We start from the raw sequence: 15,903 nt of genomic DNA on the forward strand, positions 1-15,903 counted from the left end.
GGAGGCATGACGACCGCATGGGGCTTCGGCCTGGCCACGATCGCCGACGACGGCACCACCCTCGACACCTGGTACCCCGCGCCGGCCCTCGGCGACGCCCCGGCCGACGCCACGCCGCCCGAGTCGCTGACGGCCCTCACCGGCAGCGACGAGCTGCGGCGCGTCCGGCTCGAGGTCGTGACCACGTCGATCGACCTCGCCGACCCGCCGAAGGACGCCGCGGACGCCTACCTGCGCCTGCACCTGCTCTCCGCCCGGCTCGTCCGGCCGCACGGACTGAACCTGGACGGCATCTTCGGCGTGCTGACCAACGTGGTCTGGACCAGCGCCGGCCCGTGCGCCGTCGAGGGCTTCGAGGAGACGCGCGTGCGCCTGCGCGCCCGGGGCCTCGTCACCGTCTACGGCGTGGACAAGTTCCCGCGCATGGTCGACTACGTGCTCCCGTCGGGCATCCGCATCGCCGACGCCGACCGCGTCCGGCTCGGCGCGCACCTGGCCCCGGGCACCACCGTGATGCACGAGGGCTTCGTCAACTACAACGCCGGCACGCTCGGGGCCTCCATGGTCGAGGGCCGCATCTCGGCGGGCGTCACCGTGGGCGACGGGTCCGACGTCGGCGGCGGGGCCTCGATCATGGGCACCCTGTCCGGTGGCGGCAAGGAGGTGGTGTCGCTCGGCGAGCGCTGCCTCCTGGGCGCCAACGCGGGCCTGGGCATCCCCCTCGGCGACGACTGCGTGGTCGAGGCCGGCCTGTACCTCACCGCGGGCACCAAGGTGACGGTGCTCGGGGCCGCTGCCGACCCGTACGGCGACGGCACCGCCCCCGTCAAGGCGCGCGAGCTCGCGGGCCGCAGCAACCTGCTGTTCCGCCGGAACTCGACCACCGGCGCCGTCGAGGTGCTCGACCGGACCGGCGTGGGGATCGAGCTCAACGAGGCGCTGCACGCGAACTGACCCCCTCGTCCGACGCCCCGCACCACAGGGAGCACGCAATGGCACTGCTGGCCGCGGCCGAACCGCCGGCCCCGCCCGCGCCGCGTCGCCCGTTCCGGCGCGCCCTCACGTACCTGGTCGCCATCGGGTCGGTGTGCGCCGTCGCGACCGTCGGCGTCGTCGTCGGGCTGAACCGCCTGACCGGCGGCGGACCCGTGACCGAACGCTGCACCGCCGAGCTGGACGGCTCGGACTGGTTCCTGTCACCCGCCCAGGCCGACAACGCCGCGCTCGTGGCGGGCACCGCGGTCGCGCGCGGGCTCCCTGCCCGGGCCACGACGATCGGCCTGGCCACGGCCCTGCAGGAGTCCAAGCTCATCAACATCGACCACGGTGACCGCGACTCGGTGGGCCTGTTCCAGCAGCGGCCCTCGCAGGGCTGGGGCACGGTGGAGCAGATCATGGACCCCGTCTACTCGACCAACGCGTTCTACGACATGCTCGTGGAGGTCGAGGGCTACGAGGACATGGCGGTGACCGACGCCGCCCAGACGGTCCAGCGCTCGGCCTTCCCGGACGCGTACGCGCAGCACGAGATGCGGTCGCGGGCCTGGGCGTCGGCGCTGACCGGCAACTCCCGCGGGGTCCTGTCCTGCGAGCTCGCCCCGGTGGCCGACGGCGACCAGCGGGCCCCGGACGCCGCACGCGACGTGGTGGCGGGCCGGCTGGGCCGGGACCTGGGGCTCGCGCCGGCCACCGAGGCGACCGACCCGAGCCGGCAGGACCCGGCGTCGGCCACGGTGACCGTGGACGCGACACCGCTCACGCCGGACGACCCGGGCCGTGGCGCCTGGGCGACCGGCCAGTGGGCCGTGGCGACCGCACAGGCCACGCAGGCGATCGAGGTGCAGGTGGCCGACCAGGTCTGGCTCCGCGAGAAGGCCGACTGGCTCCCGGCGGAGACCCGCCTGCCCCCGGGCGAGGTCGCCATCACGGTGGACGCCGCGGAGTAGCCCTCCCCCGCGGTGGAACGACCCCGCGGTGGAACGACAGCGGGACAGAACCGGTCCGGTTCTGTCCCGCTGTCGTTCCACCGCGGCAGGCCTGGGGCTAGTTGCCGCCGTCGCCGCCGAAGCCGGCCAGGCCCGACGGGTTGCCGCCCTCGTCGCGGCGGGGCCGCGGGCGCTCGTAGTCCTCGTCCACGTGCAGCTCCGCGACGTCGTCGCCGAGCTGGGCCAGCAGCGCGTGCCGGGCCTCGCGGCGACGACGCTGCTCCAGCGGCTCGGGCACGGGTGCCGCGGCGATGAGCCGCTGCGTGTACTCCTCGCGGGGGTGGTGCAGCACCTCCTCGCGCGGGCCCTGTTCGACGATCCGGCCGTTCTGCAGCACCACCACGCGGTGGGCGAGCAGGTCGATCACGGCGAGGTCGTGGCTCACGAACAGGCAGGCGAACTTGTACCGCTCCTGCAGCGTCGTGAACATCTTCAGCACGTTGGCCTGCACGGACACGTCGAGGGCCGACGTGGGCTCGTCCGCGACCAGCAGCTCGGGGTCGAGCGTGAGGGCGCGGGCGATGCTGACGCGCTGCCGCTGGCCGCCGGACAGCTCGTGCGGGTACCGGTTGTAGACGCTGCGGGGCAGCTCGACGGCGTCGAGCAGCTCCAGCACGCGGCGCCGGCGCGACTTGTCGTCACCCTCCTTGTGCACCACGAGCGGCTCCGCGATCACGTCGCCGATGGGCAGCCGCGGGTTGAGCGAGGAGGCCGGGTCCTGGAAGACGACGCCGATGCGGCGGCGCAGCGCCTTGAGGTCCTTGCCCTTCATCCGGCGGAAGTCGCTGCCGAGGATCGACACCGAGCCGGACGCGGCCGGGATGAGCCCGAGCGCGCACTTCGCGATGGTCGACTTGCCCGAGCCGGACTCCCCCACGAGGCCCACGATCTCGCCCTGCGCCACGGACAGCGTCACGTCGTCCACGGCCCGGAAGGTCGGCTTGCCCACGCGGCGGTACTCGATGACCAGGTTGCTCAGGTCGAGCGCGGGCAGGTCGCCGGCCGCCGCCTGCACGGGCGCGACGTCACCGAACTGGCCGGGCCCGGACCCCAGGTGGGGCACGGCCGCCAGCAGGCGCTTCGTGTACTCGTGCCGCGGGTGGTTGAGCACCTGGTCGGCGGTGCCCGTCTCCACGAGGTCGCCCTTGAGCATGACGGCGACGCGGTCGGCCATGTCGGCCACCACGCCCATGTTGTGGGTGATCAGCAGGATGCCGGTGTTCAGCTTGTCCTTGAGCGAGCGCAGCAGGTCGAGGATGTCGGCCTGCACCGTGACGTCCAGGGCCGTGGTGGGCTCGTCGGCGACGATCACCTTGGGGTCGCACGCGATGGCCATGGCGATGACCACGCGCTGCCGCTGACCGCCGGACAGCTCGTGCGGGTACTGCTTGAGGCGCCGCTCCGGCTCCGGGATGCCCACCATGGCCAGCAGCTCCGCGGCGCGCGCCAGGGCCTGCTTGCCGAAGGCGATGCCGTGCAGCTGGAGCCCCTCGGTGAGCTGGTCGCCGATGGTGAGCACCGGGTTGAGGGCCGTCATGGGCTCCTGGAACACCATGGCGATGTCGTTGCCGCGCATGGTGCGCAGCCCCTTGCCGTCCAGGGCGCCCACCACCTTGTCGCCCACGCGGACGGTGCCGCCGATGCGGGCGTTGCGGGGCAGCAGGCCGAGCGCCGTCATCGAGGTGACGGACTTGCCGGAACCGGACTCGCCCACGAGCGCGACCACCTCGCCGGGGCGCACCTCCAGGTCGATGCCCTTGACGGCGTGCACCTCGCCGAACTCGGTCTTGAACGTGACGTCGAGGCCCTCGAAGGAGAGCACGGCGTCGCCGGCCGCCGACGCGGCACCGGGAGTGCTGATGTCGAGAGTGGTCATGCTCAGTCCTTGGTCCGGTTCTGGCGGGGGTCGAACGCGTCGCGCAGGCCGTCGCCGATGAAGTTCACGCACAGGGCGATGGTCAGGATCATGATTCCGGGCCACCAGAACAGCCACGGCCGGGTGGTGAACGCGGCCTGGTACTCGGAGATCAGCGTGCCGAGCGAGGTGTCGGGCGGCTGCACGCCGAACCCGAGGAAGCTCAGCGAGGTCTCCAGCAGGATCGCGCTGGAGATGGACAGCGTCGCGGACACGATGATGACGCCCACCGCGCTCGGCAGCACGTGCCGGGTGATGATGCGCCACGGGCCCGTGCCGACCGCGCGGGCGGCGAGCACGAAGTCCCGCTCGCGCAGCGAGAGCACCTCGCCGCGCACCAGGCGGGCCAGGCTGGTCCAGGTGACCAGGCCGAGCACGAACGCGAGGCCCCAGATTCCGGAGTCTCCCGCCATGCGACCGAGCACGGCCGCGACCGCCAGCAGCGGGATGATGATGAAGACGTCGGTCACGCGCATCAGCACCGACTCGACCCAGCCGCGGTAGAACCCGGCGAGGGCGCCGATCACGGTGCCGACCACGGTGGAGATGATGCCGACCGCGAAGGCGATGATGAGCGAGAACTGCGTGCCGCGCATCACCAGGGCGAAGTAGTCCTTGCCGCCCGTGTCCTGGCCGAACGGGTACTCCCAGGTGGGCGCGCCGTCGCCGATCTTGTCGTACTGGAGCGTGTAGTCCTTGGGCCACCAGCCCGGGATCGGGCCGATGCCGATGGACGTGAACGCGACCACGATGACGATGCCGAGCACGATCATCGAGGCGATGGCGCCGCGGTGCCGGAAGAACCGGCGGGCCACGAGCTGTCCCTGGCTGTAGGACTTGTCCTCGCCCGGCAGCGGGGCGGCCGAGCCGCCCGCCGCCAGGCCGACGGGGTCGGTGCCCGCCACCGAGATCTGCGGCTCGTAGTCCTCGCCGCCCGGGTTGCTGTTCCTGATGTCACTCATTGTCTGTGTCTCCTGCCGTGGCCCGCGCTCAGCGCCGGATCCGGGGGTCGAGGGCCGCGTACGCGAGGTCCGCCACGAGGTTCATCAGCACCGCCGCGATGCCGGTGACGAGGAAGAACGCCATGACGGGCGCCGGGTCCACCGCGTTCAGGCCGTCCTGGAACAGGGCGCCCATGCCCTTCCAGCCGAAGACCTGCTCGGTGATGACCGCACCGCCGATGAGCGCCGCGAAGTCGAACGCGACGATCGTCGTGATCGGGATGAGCGCGTTGCGGAACGCGTGCTTGACGATGACCTCACGCTCGGACAGGCCCTTCGACCGGGCGGTGCGCACGTAGTCCTGGTTCAGCGTCTCCAGCATGGAGGAGCGCGTGTACCGCGAGTGCGTGGCCACCGAGACCAGGGTGAGCAGCACGGTGGGCAGCAGGATCTGGGTGCCCATGTCGAGCACCTGCTCCCAGAAGTCGCCGGTGAAGTTCGGCGTCTGCGACCCGATCGTCGAGATCGGCCGCGACTTGATGCCCAGGAAGCTGGCCCAGTTCGCGATGAGGATGTCCGCCACGACCGCGAAGGAGGTGATGACGCCCGTGACGCCGGTGATGAGCATGACCTGCTTGCGGGCGTCGCCGCCCCAGGCGGCGCCGATGCCGACCGAGACGAGGATCGCGAGCACGAACAGCCCGGCGAGCAGGCCCCACGACGGCTGGTTGACCAGCAGCGGCGCGAAGGCGAGGTAGGCGACCGCGCCCACGACGGCGGTGGTGAGCGCCGCGTACAGGGCCCGCCGGTTGCGCAGGCCGGCCACGAGGGCCGTGACAAGCACGCCCGCGGCCGCCGAGACCACCAGCACTCCGCCGATGCCGAACACCGGGTTGCGCCACCAGTCGAGCGCGTTGAACACGAACAGGAGGACGGCGACGAAGGCGAACGCCGCGGCCGCCGTGATCAGCCGGCGCCGCGCGGAGCCGCCGAGCACCGCCTGGAGCACGAACCCGACGACCAGCGCGGCGATGACGATGGTCCACGGGGCGTACTGGCCCACGACGATCCAGTTGTTGTACTGGATGGCCGCGTACTCCTTGAGCAGCGTGGCCGCCCAGAACACCGGCAGCGAGAAGAACAGGAACGCGCTGAAGGTGACGACGTAGTCGAACCCGGAGTACTGGCGGATGGCCGTGAGGATGCCGAGCGCGATGCCGACGACGATGGCGAGCACCGTGGCCACGGTGATGAGCCGCAGCGAGGAGGCGGCGGCCTGCTGGGTGAGGCCCAGCACGTCGACGCCGTTGATCGTCACGCCGAGGTCGCAGTTGCCGGTGAAGCACCCCAGCACGCCCGAGAGCCAGTCCCAGTACCGCTCGAACGGGTTGTCGTCGAGCCGCAGCAGCGCGGACCGCTGGTCCATGAGCTGCTGTCGGTTCTGCGCGTTCGACTCGCGCAGGTCCTTGAGCGGGTCTCCTGAGTTGATCGTCAGGATGAACATGAGGAATGAGGCGCCGAGCAGGACGAGCGCCGAGACGCCGATGCGTCGGAGGATGAACTTGAGCACGGGTTGGCCCTTCGAGGCGGACGCAGCACGGCGTCTGCTGGGGAAAGCGATCAGTGGGTCACTCTAGGACAACGGATGAAATGTGCCGCCATCGCCCCGGGGCGAGGCCGGAAAATATCCGGGCGGCTGCGGGCAGACCTGCGGGGAAGGGAACAGGCGCTCCCTTCCCCGCAGGTCCTGCGTCAGGCTCGCGTCAGGAGGCGCGAGACCACTGCTCGGCGTTCCACACGACGCCGCCCTGGGCGGCCGTGGCGCGCACGTTCTGCACGCTGGAGCTGCTCGCGATGACGCCCGGGTGGGCGAACAGCGGGATGCCGTAGAGGGTGTCCCAGAGCTGCTTCTCGATGATCACGCGCTGCTCGGCGTGCACCGTCTCGTCCGTCGTCGAGGAGAGCGTCTTCCACGCCTCGTCCACGGTCTCGTCCGAGTACTTGCCGTAGTTCTGCTGACCGGTGCTCGAGTAGATGTTCTCGCCCGAGGTGATCTGGCCGGAGCCCTGCCACGCGAAGAGCGCGATCTCGTAGTCACCGTTCGGCAGGTCCTTGTCGAAGAAGTCCTCCGCGGCGGAGTCCTCGACGTCGAAGCCGACCTGGTCGCACGAGGCCTTGATGGCCTCGACCTCAGCGGCACGGCGCGGGTTCGGCGCGGCGTAGCCGATCCGGACCTTCGCACCCTCCTCGAGGCCGGCAGCCTCGAACTTCTCCTTGGCGGCGTCCAGGTCGACCTCGTCGTAACGGCCGTCGTAGGACTCGGAGACGGTCGACTCGTACTCGTCCTGGAACGGGAAGACCTCGCGGGCGTTCATGACGACGGCCTCGGGGTCGATCGGCTTGATCAGGTCGTCCACGATCTTCTGGCGCGGCACGCAGAGGGCGAACGCCTCGCGGGCCTCCAGGCTGTCGGCGAAGATGCCGGAGCCGAAGTTGTAGTCGAGGTGCTCCCAGGTCAGGGTCTGACCGGTCTGGACGGTGACGGCGTCGCCGAGCTGCTCGAGCTGCTGCACCGTGTCGACGGTGGGGCCGTTCGGGTTGATCGCGTCGAGGTCGCCGTTGGCCAGCGCCTGGATCTGCGCGTCGGCGCCGACCACGCGGAACGTCAGCTCCTTGGTGGCCGCCGGGGTGCCCCAGTACTTGTCGTTCGCCTCAAGGGTGATGTACTGGCCGGCCTCCCAGCCGTCGGCCTTGAAGTTGTACTGGCCGGTGACGGGCGTGAGCGCCGGGTCCGGGACCTGGCCCGGCTCCGAGAGCCAGCCCTTGTTCCAGAACTCCGCGGCCTTCTTCAGCACGTCGAGGTCGAGGTCCTGGATGGCCGTGACGAGCTCCTCGGTGGACACGCCGGCCTGCTCGGCCACGACGTGCGCCGGGAACGGCGAGTTGACCAGGATCCGCCAGTCGGCGTTGACGCGCTCGTAGTCGTACGTGAACGTCTTGGCGTCGGCCGAGTCGGCCTGCGGGCCCTCGGGCACGTAGTCACCCAGCGTCAGGCCGGAGATGTGGTTGAACAGCGGCGTCTCGGAGGCGTCGTCGGTGACCTTGCCATCCTCGGTGATGGCCTGTGCGGCCCAGTCGAGCAGGTAGTCCGCGTAGGTCACCGGCGTGCCGTCCGACCACGCCGCCTCGTCGTTGAGGGTGTACTCGACCTGCAGCGGGTCCTCGGAGACCGCCTCGTAGGTGCCGTAGGCGTCGTCGGGGCAGACCGTTCCGTCGGTGCCCCAGTACCAGAAGCCGCTGAACAGCCGGTCGGTGACCGCGGTGTTGTAGGTGGAGTAGGTCTCCGGCGTGTTCGAGTTGTAACCGAGGAACTCGTCCTCGTTCGACACCTTGAGCTCGCCGTCAGCGGTGGTGACGTCGCCGAGGTCTGCCTTGCACGGGCCGTCGGCCGCCGCCGAGGTAGCAGTGCTCTCACCCTCGGCCGGGTCGTCGCTGCCTGCCGGGCTGGTGCACGCCGAGAACAGCAGCGCGCCACTGGCGGCCACTGCGACGGCGGCGCTCAGTCGCCTGATCTTCAATGTTCCTCCTCAGGGGAATGCCGGGGCCGGACCACCGGTGCCGCACCGCAGCGCGCGACCGGGTGAGACGTCCGTCACCGTCATGGTTTCCGCTCACGCTACTCACGCGTTGGGAGGATTTGCCCAAGTTCGTCGGCGGGCGGATCTGATCGTTACCGACCTGATATCGCCCCGTAGCGGCATCGTCGCTACGCATCAGGGACCGAAACAGGACGTTAACACCTCGGGTGAAAAGTCAGACCCAGCCGTGCGAGCGTGCCACCGCGACGAAGACCCCGCGGGCCGCGAGCACCTGCTCGGCGGTCAGCGTGGGCACGCCGGCCAGCAGCACCTCGGTCACCTCCGTCGCGAGCTCCCGCTCGGACGGTGCGTCGCCGTCCGCCCGCGAGGCGGCGTCGGGCAGCGGCGGGAGGAAGGTGGGCACGCCGGTCACGCCGCCGCCCACGCCTGCCGTGGCGAGCACCGGCGCGGGCGTCACGAGCGTGACGGTGGAGGCCTTCAGGCCCCGGTCGCCGTCCTCCACGGTGAAGTCCACGACCGCGCCCACGGCGAGGTGGCGCTTGTCGAACTCCAGGTCGTTGACGTGGATGAACACGTCGTCGCCGCCGGTGTCCGGAGCGACGAAACCGTAACCGCGCACATCGTCGAACCTGATGACCTTGCCTTGAACCACGACACACACTCCGCCTCGTAAGAATCCCTGCGAGTTCGAGTGTAGGACGGTTGTCCAACTCCGCTCGGCGGGGCGCGCCAGGAATGCCCACCTCGAGCAGGAGCGGTCACGCCCCAGGACGACGGCGCGGCCGGGCGGGGCTAGCGTGCCCTCATGACCGTCCGCGCGCTGGAGACCCCGGAGGTGCTGCGTCGCGCCGACGAGCTGGCCCGGATCTACCAGCGCGCGTTCGGCTACTCGGACGAGCGGCGCGACCACTTCCGGGACACCCGGCTCGCCTACCTCCCGCTCTACGACGGCGCCCTGACCCTCGGCGCCTTCGACGGCACGGACCTCGTCGGGTTCGTCTACGGGTTCGACTACCAGCCCGGGCACTGGTGGCCGCAGCAGGTGAGCCCCGCGCTGGCGGACGCCGGGCACGCCGGCTGGACCGACGACGCGTTCGAGCTCAACGAGCTGGAGGTGCTGCCCGAGCACCAGGGCCGCGGGCACGGGACGGCGCTGCTGCGCGAGCTGCTGTCCCGGGTCGCCCACCGGCACACCCTGCTGTCCACCACCGCCGACCCGGGCGACCGGGCCAAGGTGCTCTACCGGCGTCTCGGGTTCGTGGACCTGGTACCCGGCTTCCGGTACGCCGGCGTCGCCGAGCCGGCGAACATCATGGGCCGGCGCCGGGCGGGCTGACGCCCGCGCCGGTCAGCGCGTCCGGTCAGCGGGTCCAGACGTACGGCGTCGTCGTCGACACCCGGTGGAACCCGTAGCGCTCCAGGATGGGGCGCGAGTACTCGGTCGAGTCGCTGTTGATCAGCGTCTTGCCCCGGGCCAGCGCCGACCGGGCGCGGGCGGCCGTGAGCGCCCGGTAGATGCCCCGCCCCCGCCACTCGGCACGCGTGCTGCCGCCCCAGATGCCCGCGAAGTCGGTGCCCGGCACGGGTTCGAGGCGCCCCGCGGTGACGATCCGGCCCCCGGCCTCGGCCACCCAGAGCTCCATGCCGTCGTCCAGCGCCTGCCGGCGCAGGATCGCGTTCGCCGTCGCGTCCGACGGCGGGGACCCGAAGACCTCGTCCTGCATGGCGCACATCGCGCGGACGTCGCTCTCCTGCGTGACCTGGCGCAGCGTCACGCCGTCGGGCAGCGGCACGTCGACGGCGAGGGCCGCCGCCTCGCCGATCATGATCGACTCCGGCTCCTCCGGGACGAACCCCCGCTCGACCAGGGCCTCGTGCAGGCCCGGTGCGTGGTCGTGGCCGCGGGTCTTCCACTCGACGTTCGTGATGCCGCCGTCGGACCGGAAGTGGGCGACGGCGCCGTCGACGAGTGCTCGCACGCCCGCCTCGTCGGCGCCGCCGAGGTCCTGGTAGGTGACGAACCCGCGCCCGCCCAGGAAGGTCACCAGCCGCAGGGGTCCGAGGCGGGTGACCGAGACCGCGCTGGGGGTCTCGGCGTCGGTGCGGAGCTGCTCGTCGTACGCCCGGAGCAGGCGGGAGGTGTCTGTCATGGGCCAACGTTCCGTTGCCGGGCCGGGGCCCGGCAACGGAATATCGGTCAGTCCTTCGCGGCCGCCGTGCCGTCGGCGACCACCGGCACCCCGTTCTCGGGGGTGGTCGGGGTGTCGTCCGGGTCCGCGGGCGTGGCAGCCGAGGTGGAGAGCTCGAACGGCTCGCCGTCGTGCTTCTCGACGCCCGTGTCCACCGTCTCGGCGAGCACCTGGACCGCCAGCTCCCGCTTGAGCACCAGCGGGTCACTGGAGAGGTCCTTCCAGAGAGCGGCACACAGCACCAGCATCACCACGACGAACGGCAGCGCCGAGACGATGGTGATGTTCTTCAGGCCGTTGAGCGCGCTGGCCGGATCGTCGCCGCCGGCCAGCAGCATGGCGGCCGCGACGGCACCCGTGCTGACGCCCCAGAACACCACGGACTTGCGGCTGGGGTGCTCGGCGCCGTTCTCGGACAGCCCACCCATGATGATGGACGCGGAGTCCGCCCCGGTGACGAAGAAGATCGCGACCAGCACGACCGCGAGGACCATCAGACCGATCCCGACCCAGCCGGGCACCGGCAGTGCGCCGAGGGTCTGGAAGAAGATGAGGTCGAAGTTGATGTCGGCCCCGCCCTCCCCGATCGCGGCGAGCGCGGCCCCGGTGTCCTGCGCCTGCTCGGCACGCTCCTGCAGGCCGATGGCTCCGCCACCGAAGATCGCGAACCAGACGGTGGAGACGATCGAGGGCACAAGCAGCACGCCGGTGACGAACTGGCGCACCGTGCGGCCGCGCGAGATGCGCGCGATGAAGGGGCCTACGAACGGCGTCCAGGAGACCCACCAGGCCCAGTAGAAGATGGTCCAGGTGCCCATCCAGTCGGACAGGGACTGGTCGCCGGAGGCCGCTGTCCGCGAGGCCATCTCCGGCAGGTCACCCACGAAGGCGCCCAGGGAGGCGGGCAGCACGTTGAGGATGAAGAGCGTGGGTCCGCCGATGAAGACGATGACGGCGAGCACGAGCGCGAGCCACATGTTGGCGTTGGACAGCCACTGGATGCCGCGCTCGATGCCCGAGACAGCGGAGAGCACGAACAGGCAGGTGAGGACCGCGATGATGATGACCAGCGTCACGGTGCCCACGGACTCCATGACACCGGAGTGCTGGATGCCGCCCCCGATCTGGAGGGCGCCCAGGCCCAGGGAGCAGGCCGAGCCGAACAGGGTCGCGAGGATCGCCAGGATGTTGATGACCCGGCCGCCGGTGCCGTTGACGGCCTTGCGGCCGAACAGCGAGGTGAACATCGAGCTGAAGAGCTGCGAGCGGCCCAGGCGGTAGGTGCCGTAGGCCATGCCCAGGCCGACGATGGCGTACATGGCCCAGGGATACAGGGTCCAGTGGAAGAGCGTCTGCCCCATGGCGGTCGCGGCGGCCTCGGGCGTGGACCCGTCGACCGTGCCGGGCGGCGGCGCCATGTAGAAGTACAGGGGCTCGCCGACGCCGTAGAACATGAGGCCGATGCCCATACCGGTCGCGAACATCATCGCGATCCAGGAGGGCGTCGAGTACTGCGGCTTCTCGCCGTCCTGACCCAGCGGGATCTTGCCGAACCGGCCCAGGGCCACGACGAGCACGAAGATCGTGAAGATGGTGGCCGCGATGACGAACAGCCAGCCGAAGTTCTGCAGGACGCCGGCGAGCGCGCTGTCCGCCACGGAGCCGAGGGTGTCGGAGCTGACGAAGCCCCACACGATGAACGCGAGGGCGATGATGCCGGCGACGCCGAAGACGACGCGGTCGGTGCCGACACGCTGGTCCTGCGGTCCGAGTGCGGCCCGCTCGACGCGGCGGGCGCCGCGCTGGATACGCCCCAGCAGGGTCTTGGTGGATTCTGAGGTACTCATGACAACGGCCCTCCTCTCCGCCCCGGGTCTGCCGGGCGGTCACACGGGAGGGCCAGGACTCCTTTACGGGTGAAGCGGTCTGCTAACCAACGCTTCACCGTAACACCACACCTATTTTTCACCCGGCAGGATGATCCCGCCACGCGGAGAAGCAAGCCCGGCTGACGTGACGTGTTCGGTCGGTTGCCTCGAGATCGGTCAGTCGACGGACCGATCTCGAGGCAACCGACCGAACACAGCGGCCTGCTGGTCAGCCCTTGAGCCCGCTGTGCGCCAGGCCCTGCACGAACTGCTTCTGCGCCACGAGGAACACGGCCAGGACGGGCAGCACGGTGAGCGTCGTCGCAGCGAGCTGGACGTTCCACATGGGTCCGCCGTAGGCGTCGACGTACTGCGTGAGCGCCTGCGGGAGCGTGAAGTTCTCCTTGCTGGAGAGGTACACGATGGGTTCGAGGTAGAGGTTCCAGGACTTGAGGAACGTGAAGATCGCCACGGCGCCGAGCGCGGAGCGGGACAGCGGCACGGCGATGCGCCAGAAGACGCCCCAGCGGCCGAGCCCGTCGATCCGGCCGGCCTCCTCCAGCTCGACCGGGAGCCCGAGGAAGAACTGCCGCATGATGAACACGGCGAGCACGGCGGGCGCCCCGAGCACGGGGATCACGATGAGCGGCCAGTGGGTGTCGATGAGCCCGAGGCTGTTGACGATGCGGAACAGCGGGACGATCGTCACCTCCGACGGCACCAGGAGGCCCACGAGCACCAGGACGAACAGCGCGTTGGCCCCGGGGAAGCGGATCCGCGCGAACGCGTAGCCCGCCATCGCCGCCACGAGCATGGTGCCGAGGGTGACCAGCACAGCGATGTACAGGGAGTTCCAGTACTGCTGCGCGAACGGTTGCAGGGTGAACACCCGGCCGTACGCCTCCAGCGACGGGTCCTGCGGCCAGACGGTCGGCACGCGGCGCAGGATCTCGCTCATCGGCTTGAGGCTGGAGGTCGCCATCCACCAGGTGGGGAAGACGAACGGCACGCTCAGGACGGCGAGGACCAGCACGAGCAGCCAGCGGGTCCAGGCACGGCGGGCCCGGACGCCGAGCCGGCGAGGTGCCGGCGTGGTCCCGGCCGGGGTCGCGCCGGGCGGCACAGCCGGGGTACCGGGCCGCGCACGGCCCGGCGTCGTCACGGGCATCACGTCAGACTTCATGGAAGACCCACCTCTTGCGCGACTGCCACTGGAGCAGCGTCAGGACGAGGACGATGAGGAACAGGAGCACCGCCAGGGCGCTGGCGTAGCCGAACTCGTTGAACCGGAACGCCTGCTGGTACAGGTAGTAGACGAGCACCGTGGTCGAGGTGCCGGGGCCGCCGCCGGTGAGCACGTCGATCTGCGCGAACACCTCCAGCGAGCCCACGATCGTGATGATCGAGACCAGCAGGATGGTGGGGCTGATCAGCGGCAGCGTGATGGAACGGAACCGGCGCCACGCGCCGGCGCCGTCCAGCCGGGCCGCCTCCTGCAGCTCCTCGGGCACGCCCTGCAGCGCGGCCAGGAACAGGATCATGTTCAGGCCCACGTTCTTGAAGACCTGCACGATGATCACCGCGATCATGGCGGTGGTGGGGTGCCGCAGCCAGTTCGGCCCCTCGATGCCGAGCACCGACAGGAACCCGTTGATGCCGCCGTCGGCCTGGAGCAGGAAGCTCCAGACGATGGTCCACGCGACCAGCGAGACGACGACGGGCGAGAAGAAGAAGGTCCGGAACGTGGTGGTGCCGGGCAGCTTCTGGTTGAGCAGGACGGCGAGCAACAGCGCCAGCGCGATGTTCACCACGACGAGCCCAATCGAGAACCAGACGGTCGCCGCGAGGGCGTCGCCCAGGCCCGGGTCGGACGCCATCCGCTGGTAGTTCTCCGCGCCGACGAACGTGAACGTGTTCGCCAGGACGTTCCACTCGTGCAGGGAGTACCAGACCACCATGCCGAGCGGCAGGACGACGAAGGCGAGCGACCCCAGGACCACCGGGGCGACCATGGTGTACCCGACGAGCCAGTCGCGGCGCACCGCCGCTGACGCTGTTGCCACGATCAGTCCTCCAGCAGCGGCGTGATCGCCGCGCAGGTGTCGGTCAGCACGGCCTCGACGTCGGCGTCCTCGACCCACAGGGAGTCGAGCTCGGCACGCACGGTCTCGGACAGCTTGGCGAAGTTCTTGTGCGCCGGCTTGGTCACCGCGTCCTCGACGCCGTCGACCACGACGGCCTCCAGCTGCTCGGCCGTCAGCCGGGGGTTGGCGGCCGCGAGGCTGTCGCCGTTGAGCAGCGACTGGCGGGGCGGCGGGAAGTACGCGGCGAGCTGCTCGGCGTTCTCCGCGTTCGTGAAGTACGCGAGGAAGTCGGCGGCGACGTCGGGGTGCTCCCCGGCGGCGAAGACCCCGACCCCGGCCTGGCCCACGACGTTCTGCTTGCCCTCGGGTCCTGCGGGCAGGGGCACCACGTCCCAGCCGAAGGAGTCGTCGAGGGACGAGGCGCGGCTGATCTGGGTGATCGTCATCGCGGCGTCACCGGCGAAGAAGTCGGCGGTGGTGCCCGGGGCCGGCATGGCGCCGTCGGTGAACACCGCGTCGTGGAACCAGGTCATGGCCTCGACCATCGCCGGGTCCGTGAAGGTGCACTGGGTCCCGTCCTCGCTCCACGGGGCGGCCTTCCACCCGGACCACACCGTGGCCAGGTTCTCCCACGTCTGGTAGTCGAAGTCGCGCACCACCAGACCCTGCTTGCCGGACTTCTCCGCGGCGGCGGCGGCGATGTCGCGGGCGGCGTCGAAGGTCCACCCGCCGTCGGCGGCCAGGTCGGCCGGGTTCGGCTGGTCCGCCGCGGCGATCTGGTCGGTGTTGACGAACATCGCGAACGGGCTGTTCGAGAAGGGGTAGGCGTAGAGGCCGTCGCCCTCCTCCCAGAGGGTGAGCGCGCTCGGCACGAGGTCGTCGAACGCGTAGCCCTCGGTGCCCTCCAGCACCGGGCGCAGGTCCACGAGCGCGCCGCTGGAGACGAACTCCGGGGCGTTGCTCTCGAAGATCCAGGCCAGGTCCGGGGCGTTGCCGCCCGCGAGCTGGGTGGTCAGCGCGGTGGTGTAGTCCTCGAACGGGATGGTCTCGAACGTCACGCTCGAGACCAGCTCCGGGTTCTCGGCCACGTAGGCGTCGGCGATGGACTGGAAGAGGTCGAGCTGCGCCTCGTCCGCCGTCCAGACGGTCATGCGCAGGTCGACCGGTTCGGACGGCGTCTCGGGCTCGCCGACCGGTGCGTCGCTCCCGCCCGCGCACGCGGACAGGGCCAGGGCCGTCCCGAGGACGGCGGCGGTACCCGCCGTCCTGCGGTTCCGGGTGTGGTGTACAGACATCAGTTCTCCTTTGGACTGATCCGGCGA

At 70.6% G+C, this 15,903-nt stretch carries 13 protein-coding genes; 3 read left to right on the plus strand and 10 right to left on the minus strand.

Annotated features, from left to right (window positions below):
* Positions 1–6: 6 nt before the first annotated feature.
* Positions 7–954: a 2,3,4,5-tetrahydropyridine-2,6-dicarboxylate N-succinyltransferase gene (dapD, locus tag ACO229_RS16245; RefSeq protein ID WP_397429646.1), complete on the plus strand. Its 948-nt coding sequence runs from the start codon at positions 7–9 to the stop codon at positions 952–954.
* 38 nt (positions 955–992) lie between these two features.
* A complete protein-coding gene (locus ACO229_RS16250; protein ID WP_397416598.1) occupies positions 993–1,946 on the plus strand; it encodes a hypothetical protein in 954 nt (317 codons plus the stop codon).
* A gap of 97 nt (positions 1,947–2,043) precedes the next feature.
* Here ACO229_RS16250 and ACO229_RS16255 read toward each other — a convergent pair whose 3' ends face one another.
* The 5 genes from ACO229_RS16255 to ACO229_RS16275 all read right to left on the minus strand — a co-directional run bounded on the left by ACO229_RS16255 (position 2,044) and on the right by ACO229_RS16275 (position 9,101).
* A complete protein-coding gene (locus tag ACO229_RS16255) occupies positions 2,044–3,861 on the minus strand; it encodes an ABC transporter ATP-binding protein (protein WP_397429644.1) in 1,818 nt (605 codons plus the stop codon).
* Positions 3,862–3,863: 2 nt separating this feature from the next.
* On the minus strand, positions 3,864–4,862 hold the full coding sequence (locus ACO229_RS16260; protein ID WP_397429643.1) for an ABC transporter permease: 999 nt from the start codon (positions 4,860–4,862) through the stop codon (positions 3,864–3,866).
* Positions 4,863–4,890: 28 nt separating this feature from the next.
* Positions 4,891–6,411, minus strand: a complete 1,521-nt coding sequence (locus tag ACO229_RS16265) for an ABC transporter permease (protein ID WP_397429642.1) — start codon at positions 6,409–6,411, stop codon at positions 4,891–4,893.
* A 193-nt stretch (positions 6,412–6,604) separates the two neighbouring features.
* Complete coding sequence (locus ACO229_RS16270) at positions 6,605–8,419, minus strand: ABC transporter family substrate-binding protein (RefSeq protein ID WP_423462127.1); 1,815 nt, start codon at positions 8,417–8,419, stop codon at positions 6,605–6,607.
* Between the two features lie 235 nt (positions 8,420–8,654).
* On the minus strand, positions 8,655–9,101 hold the full coding sequence (locus tag ACO229_RS16275) for a cold shock domain-containing protein (RefSeq protein WP_423462128.1): 447 nt from the start codon (positions 9,099–9,101) through the stop codon (positions 8,655–8,657).
* Between the two features lie 144 nt (positions 9,102–9,245).
* On the opposite strand from ACO229_RS16275, the gene ACO229_RS16280 reads away from it, so the two are divergent.
* Entirely contained in the window at positions 9,246–9,776 is a 531-nt protein-coding gene (locus ACO229_RS16280) for a GNAT family N-acetyltransferase (protein ID WP_423462129.1), read from the plus strand.
* A 25-nt stretch (positions 9,777–9,801) separates the two neighbouring features.
* Here the strand turns inward: ACO229_RS16280 and ACO229_RS16285 are convergent, their stop codons facing one another.
* The 5 genes from ACO229_RS16285 to ACO229_RS16305 all read right to left on the minus strand — a co-directional run bounded on the left by ACO229_RS16285 (position 9,802) and on the right by ACO229_RS16305 (position 15,876).
* A complete protein-coding gene (locus ACO229_RS16285; RefSeq protein ID WP_423462130.1) occupies positions 9,802–10,590 on the minus strand; it encodes a GNAT family N-acetyltransferase in 789 nt (262 codons plus the stop codon).
* A 47-nt stretch (positions 10,591–10,637) separates the two neighbouring features.
* Positions 10,638–12,476 carry a BCCT family transporter gene (locus ACO229_RS16290; RefSeq protein WP_397418014.1) on the minus strand — a complete coding sequence of 613 codons (1,839 nt, stop codon included), beginning with the start codon at positions 12,474–12,476 and terminating at the stop codon, positions 10,638–10,640.
* A 250-nt stretch (positions 12,477–12,726) separates the two neighbouring features.
* The gene (locus tag ACO229_RS16295) at positions 12,727–13,680 is read right to left on the minus strand and encodes a carbohydrate ABC transporter permease (protein ID WP_423462131.1); all 954 of its coding nucleotides are present in this window, start codon (positions 13,678–13,680) and stop codon (positions 12,727–12,729) included.
* Entirely contained in the window at positions 13,670–14,560 is an 891-nt protein-coding gene (locus tag ACO229_RS16300) for a carbohydrate ABC transporter permease (protein ID WP_397418010.1), read from the minus strand. The genes ACO229_RS16295 and ACO229_RS16300 overlap by 11 nt, the downstream gene beginning before the upstream one ends.
* A 2-nt stretch (positions 14,561–14,562) precedes the next feature.
* The gene (locus ACO229_RS16305) at positions 14,563–15,876 is read right to left on the minus strand and encodes an ABC transporter substrate-binding protein (protein ID WP_423462132.1); all 1,314 of its coding nucleotides are present in this window, start codon (positions 15,874–15,876) and stop codon (positions 14,563–14,565) included.
* Positions 15,877–15,903 lie beyond the last annotated feature (27 nt).

This window comes from Promicromonospora sp. MS192 (assembly GCF_049532985.1).
In the GTDB taxonomy this organism is placed as follows: Bacteria; Actinomycetota; Actinomycetes; order Actinomycetales; family Cellulomonadaceae; genus Promicromonospora.

Bases quoted from the DNA above. Each gene is read 5' to 3' on its own strand.
- dapD (WP_397429646.1), top strand. From the start codon at position 7: ATGACGACCGCATGGGGCTTCGGCCTGGCCACGATCGCCGACGACGGC.
- ACO229_RS16250 (WP_397416598.1), top strand. From the start codon at position 993: ATGGCACTGCTGGCCGCGGCCGAACCGCCGGCCCCGCCCGCGCCGCGT.
- ACO229_RS16255 (WP_397429644.1), bottom strand. From the start codon at position 3,861: ATGACCACTCTCGACATCAGCACTCCCGGTGCCGCGTCGGCGGCCGGC.
- ACO229_RS16260 (WP_397429643.1), bottom strand. From the start codon at position 4,862: ATGAGTGACATCAGGAACAGCAACCCGGGCGGCGAGGACTACGAGCCG.
- ACO229_RS16280 (WP_423462129.1), top strand. From the start codon at position 9,246: ATGACCGTCCGCGCGCTGGAGACCCCGGAGGTGCTGCGTCGCGCCGAC.
- ACO229_RS16285 (WP_423462130.1), bottom strand. From the start codon at position 10,590: ATGACAGACACCTCCCGCCTGCTCCGGGCGTACGACGAGCAGCTCCGC.
- ACO229_RS16290 (WP_397418014.1), bottom strand. From the start codon at position 12,476: ATGAGTACCTCAGAATCCACCAAGACCCTGCTGGGGCGTATCCAGCGC.
- ACO229_RS16295 (WP_423462131.1), bottom strand. From the start codon at position 13,680: ATGAAGTCTGACGTGATGCCCGTGACGACGCCGGGCCGTGCGCGGCCC.
- ACO229_RS16305 (WP_423462132.1), bottom strand. From the start codon at position 15,876: ATGTCTGTACACCACACCCGGAACCGCAGGACGGCGGGTACCGCCGCC.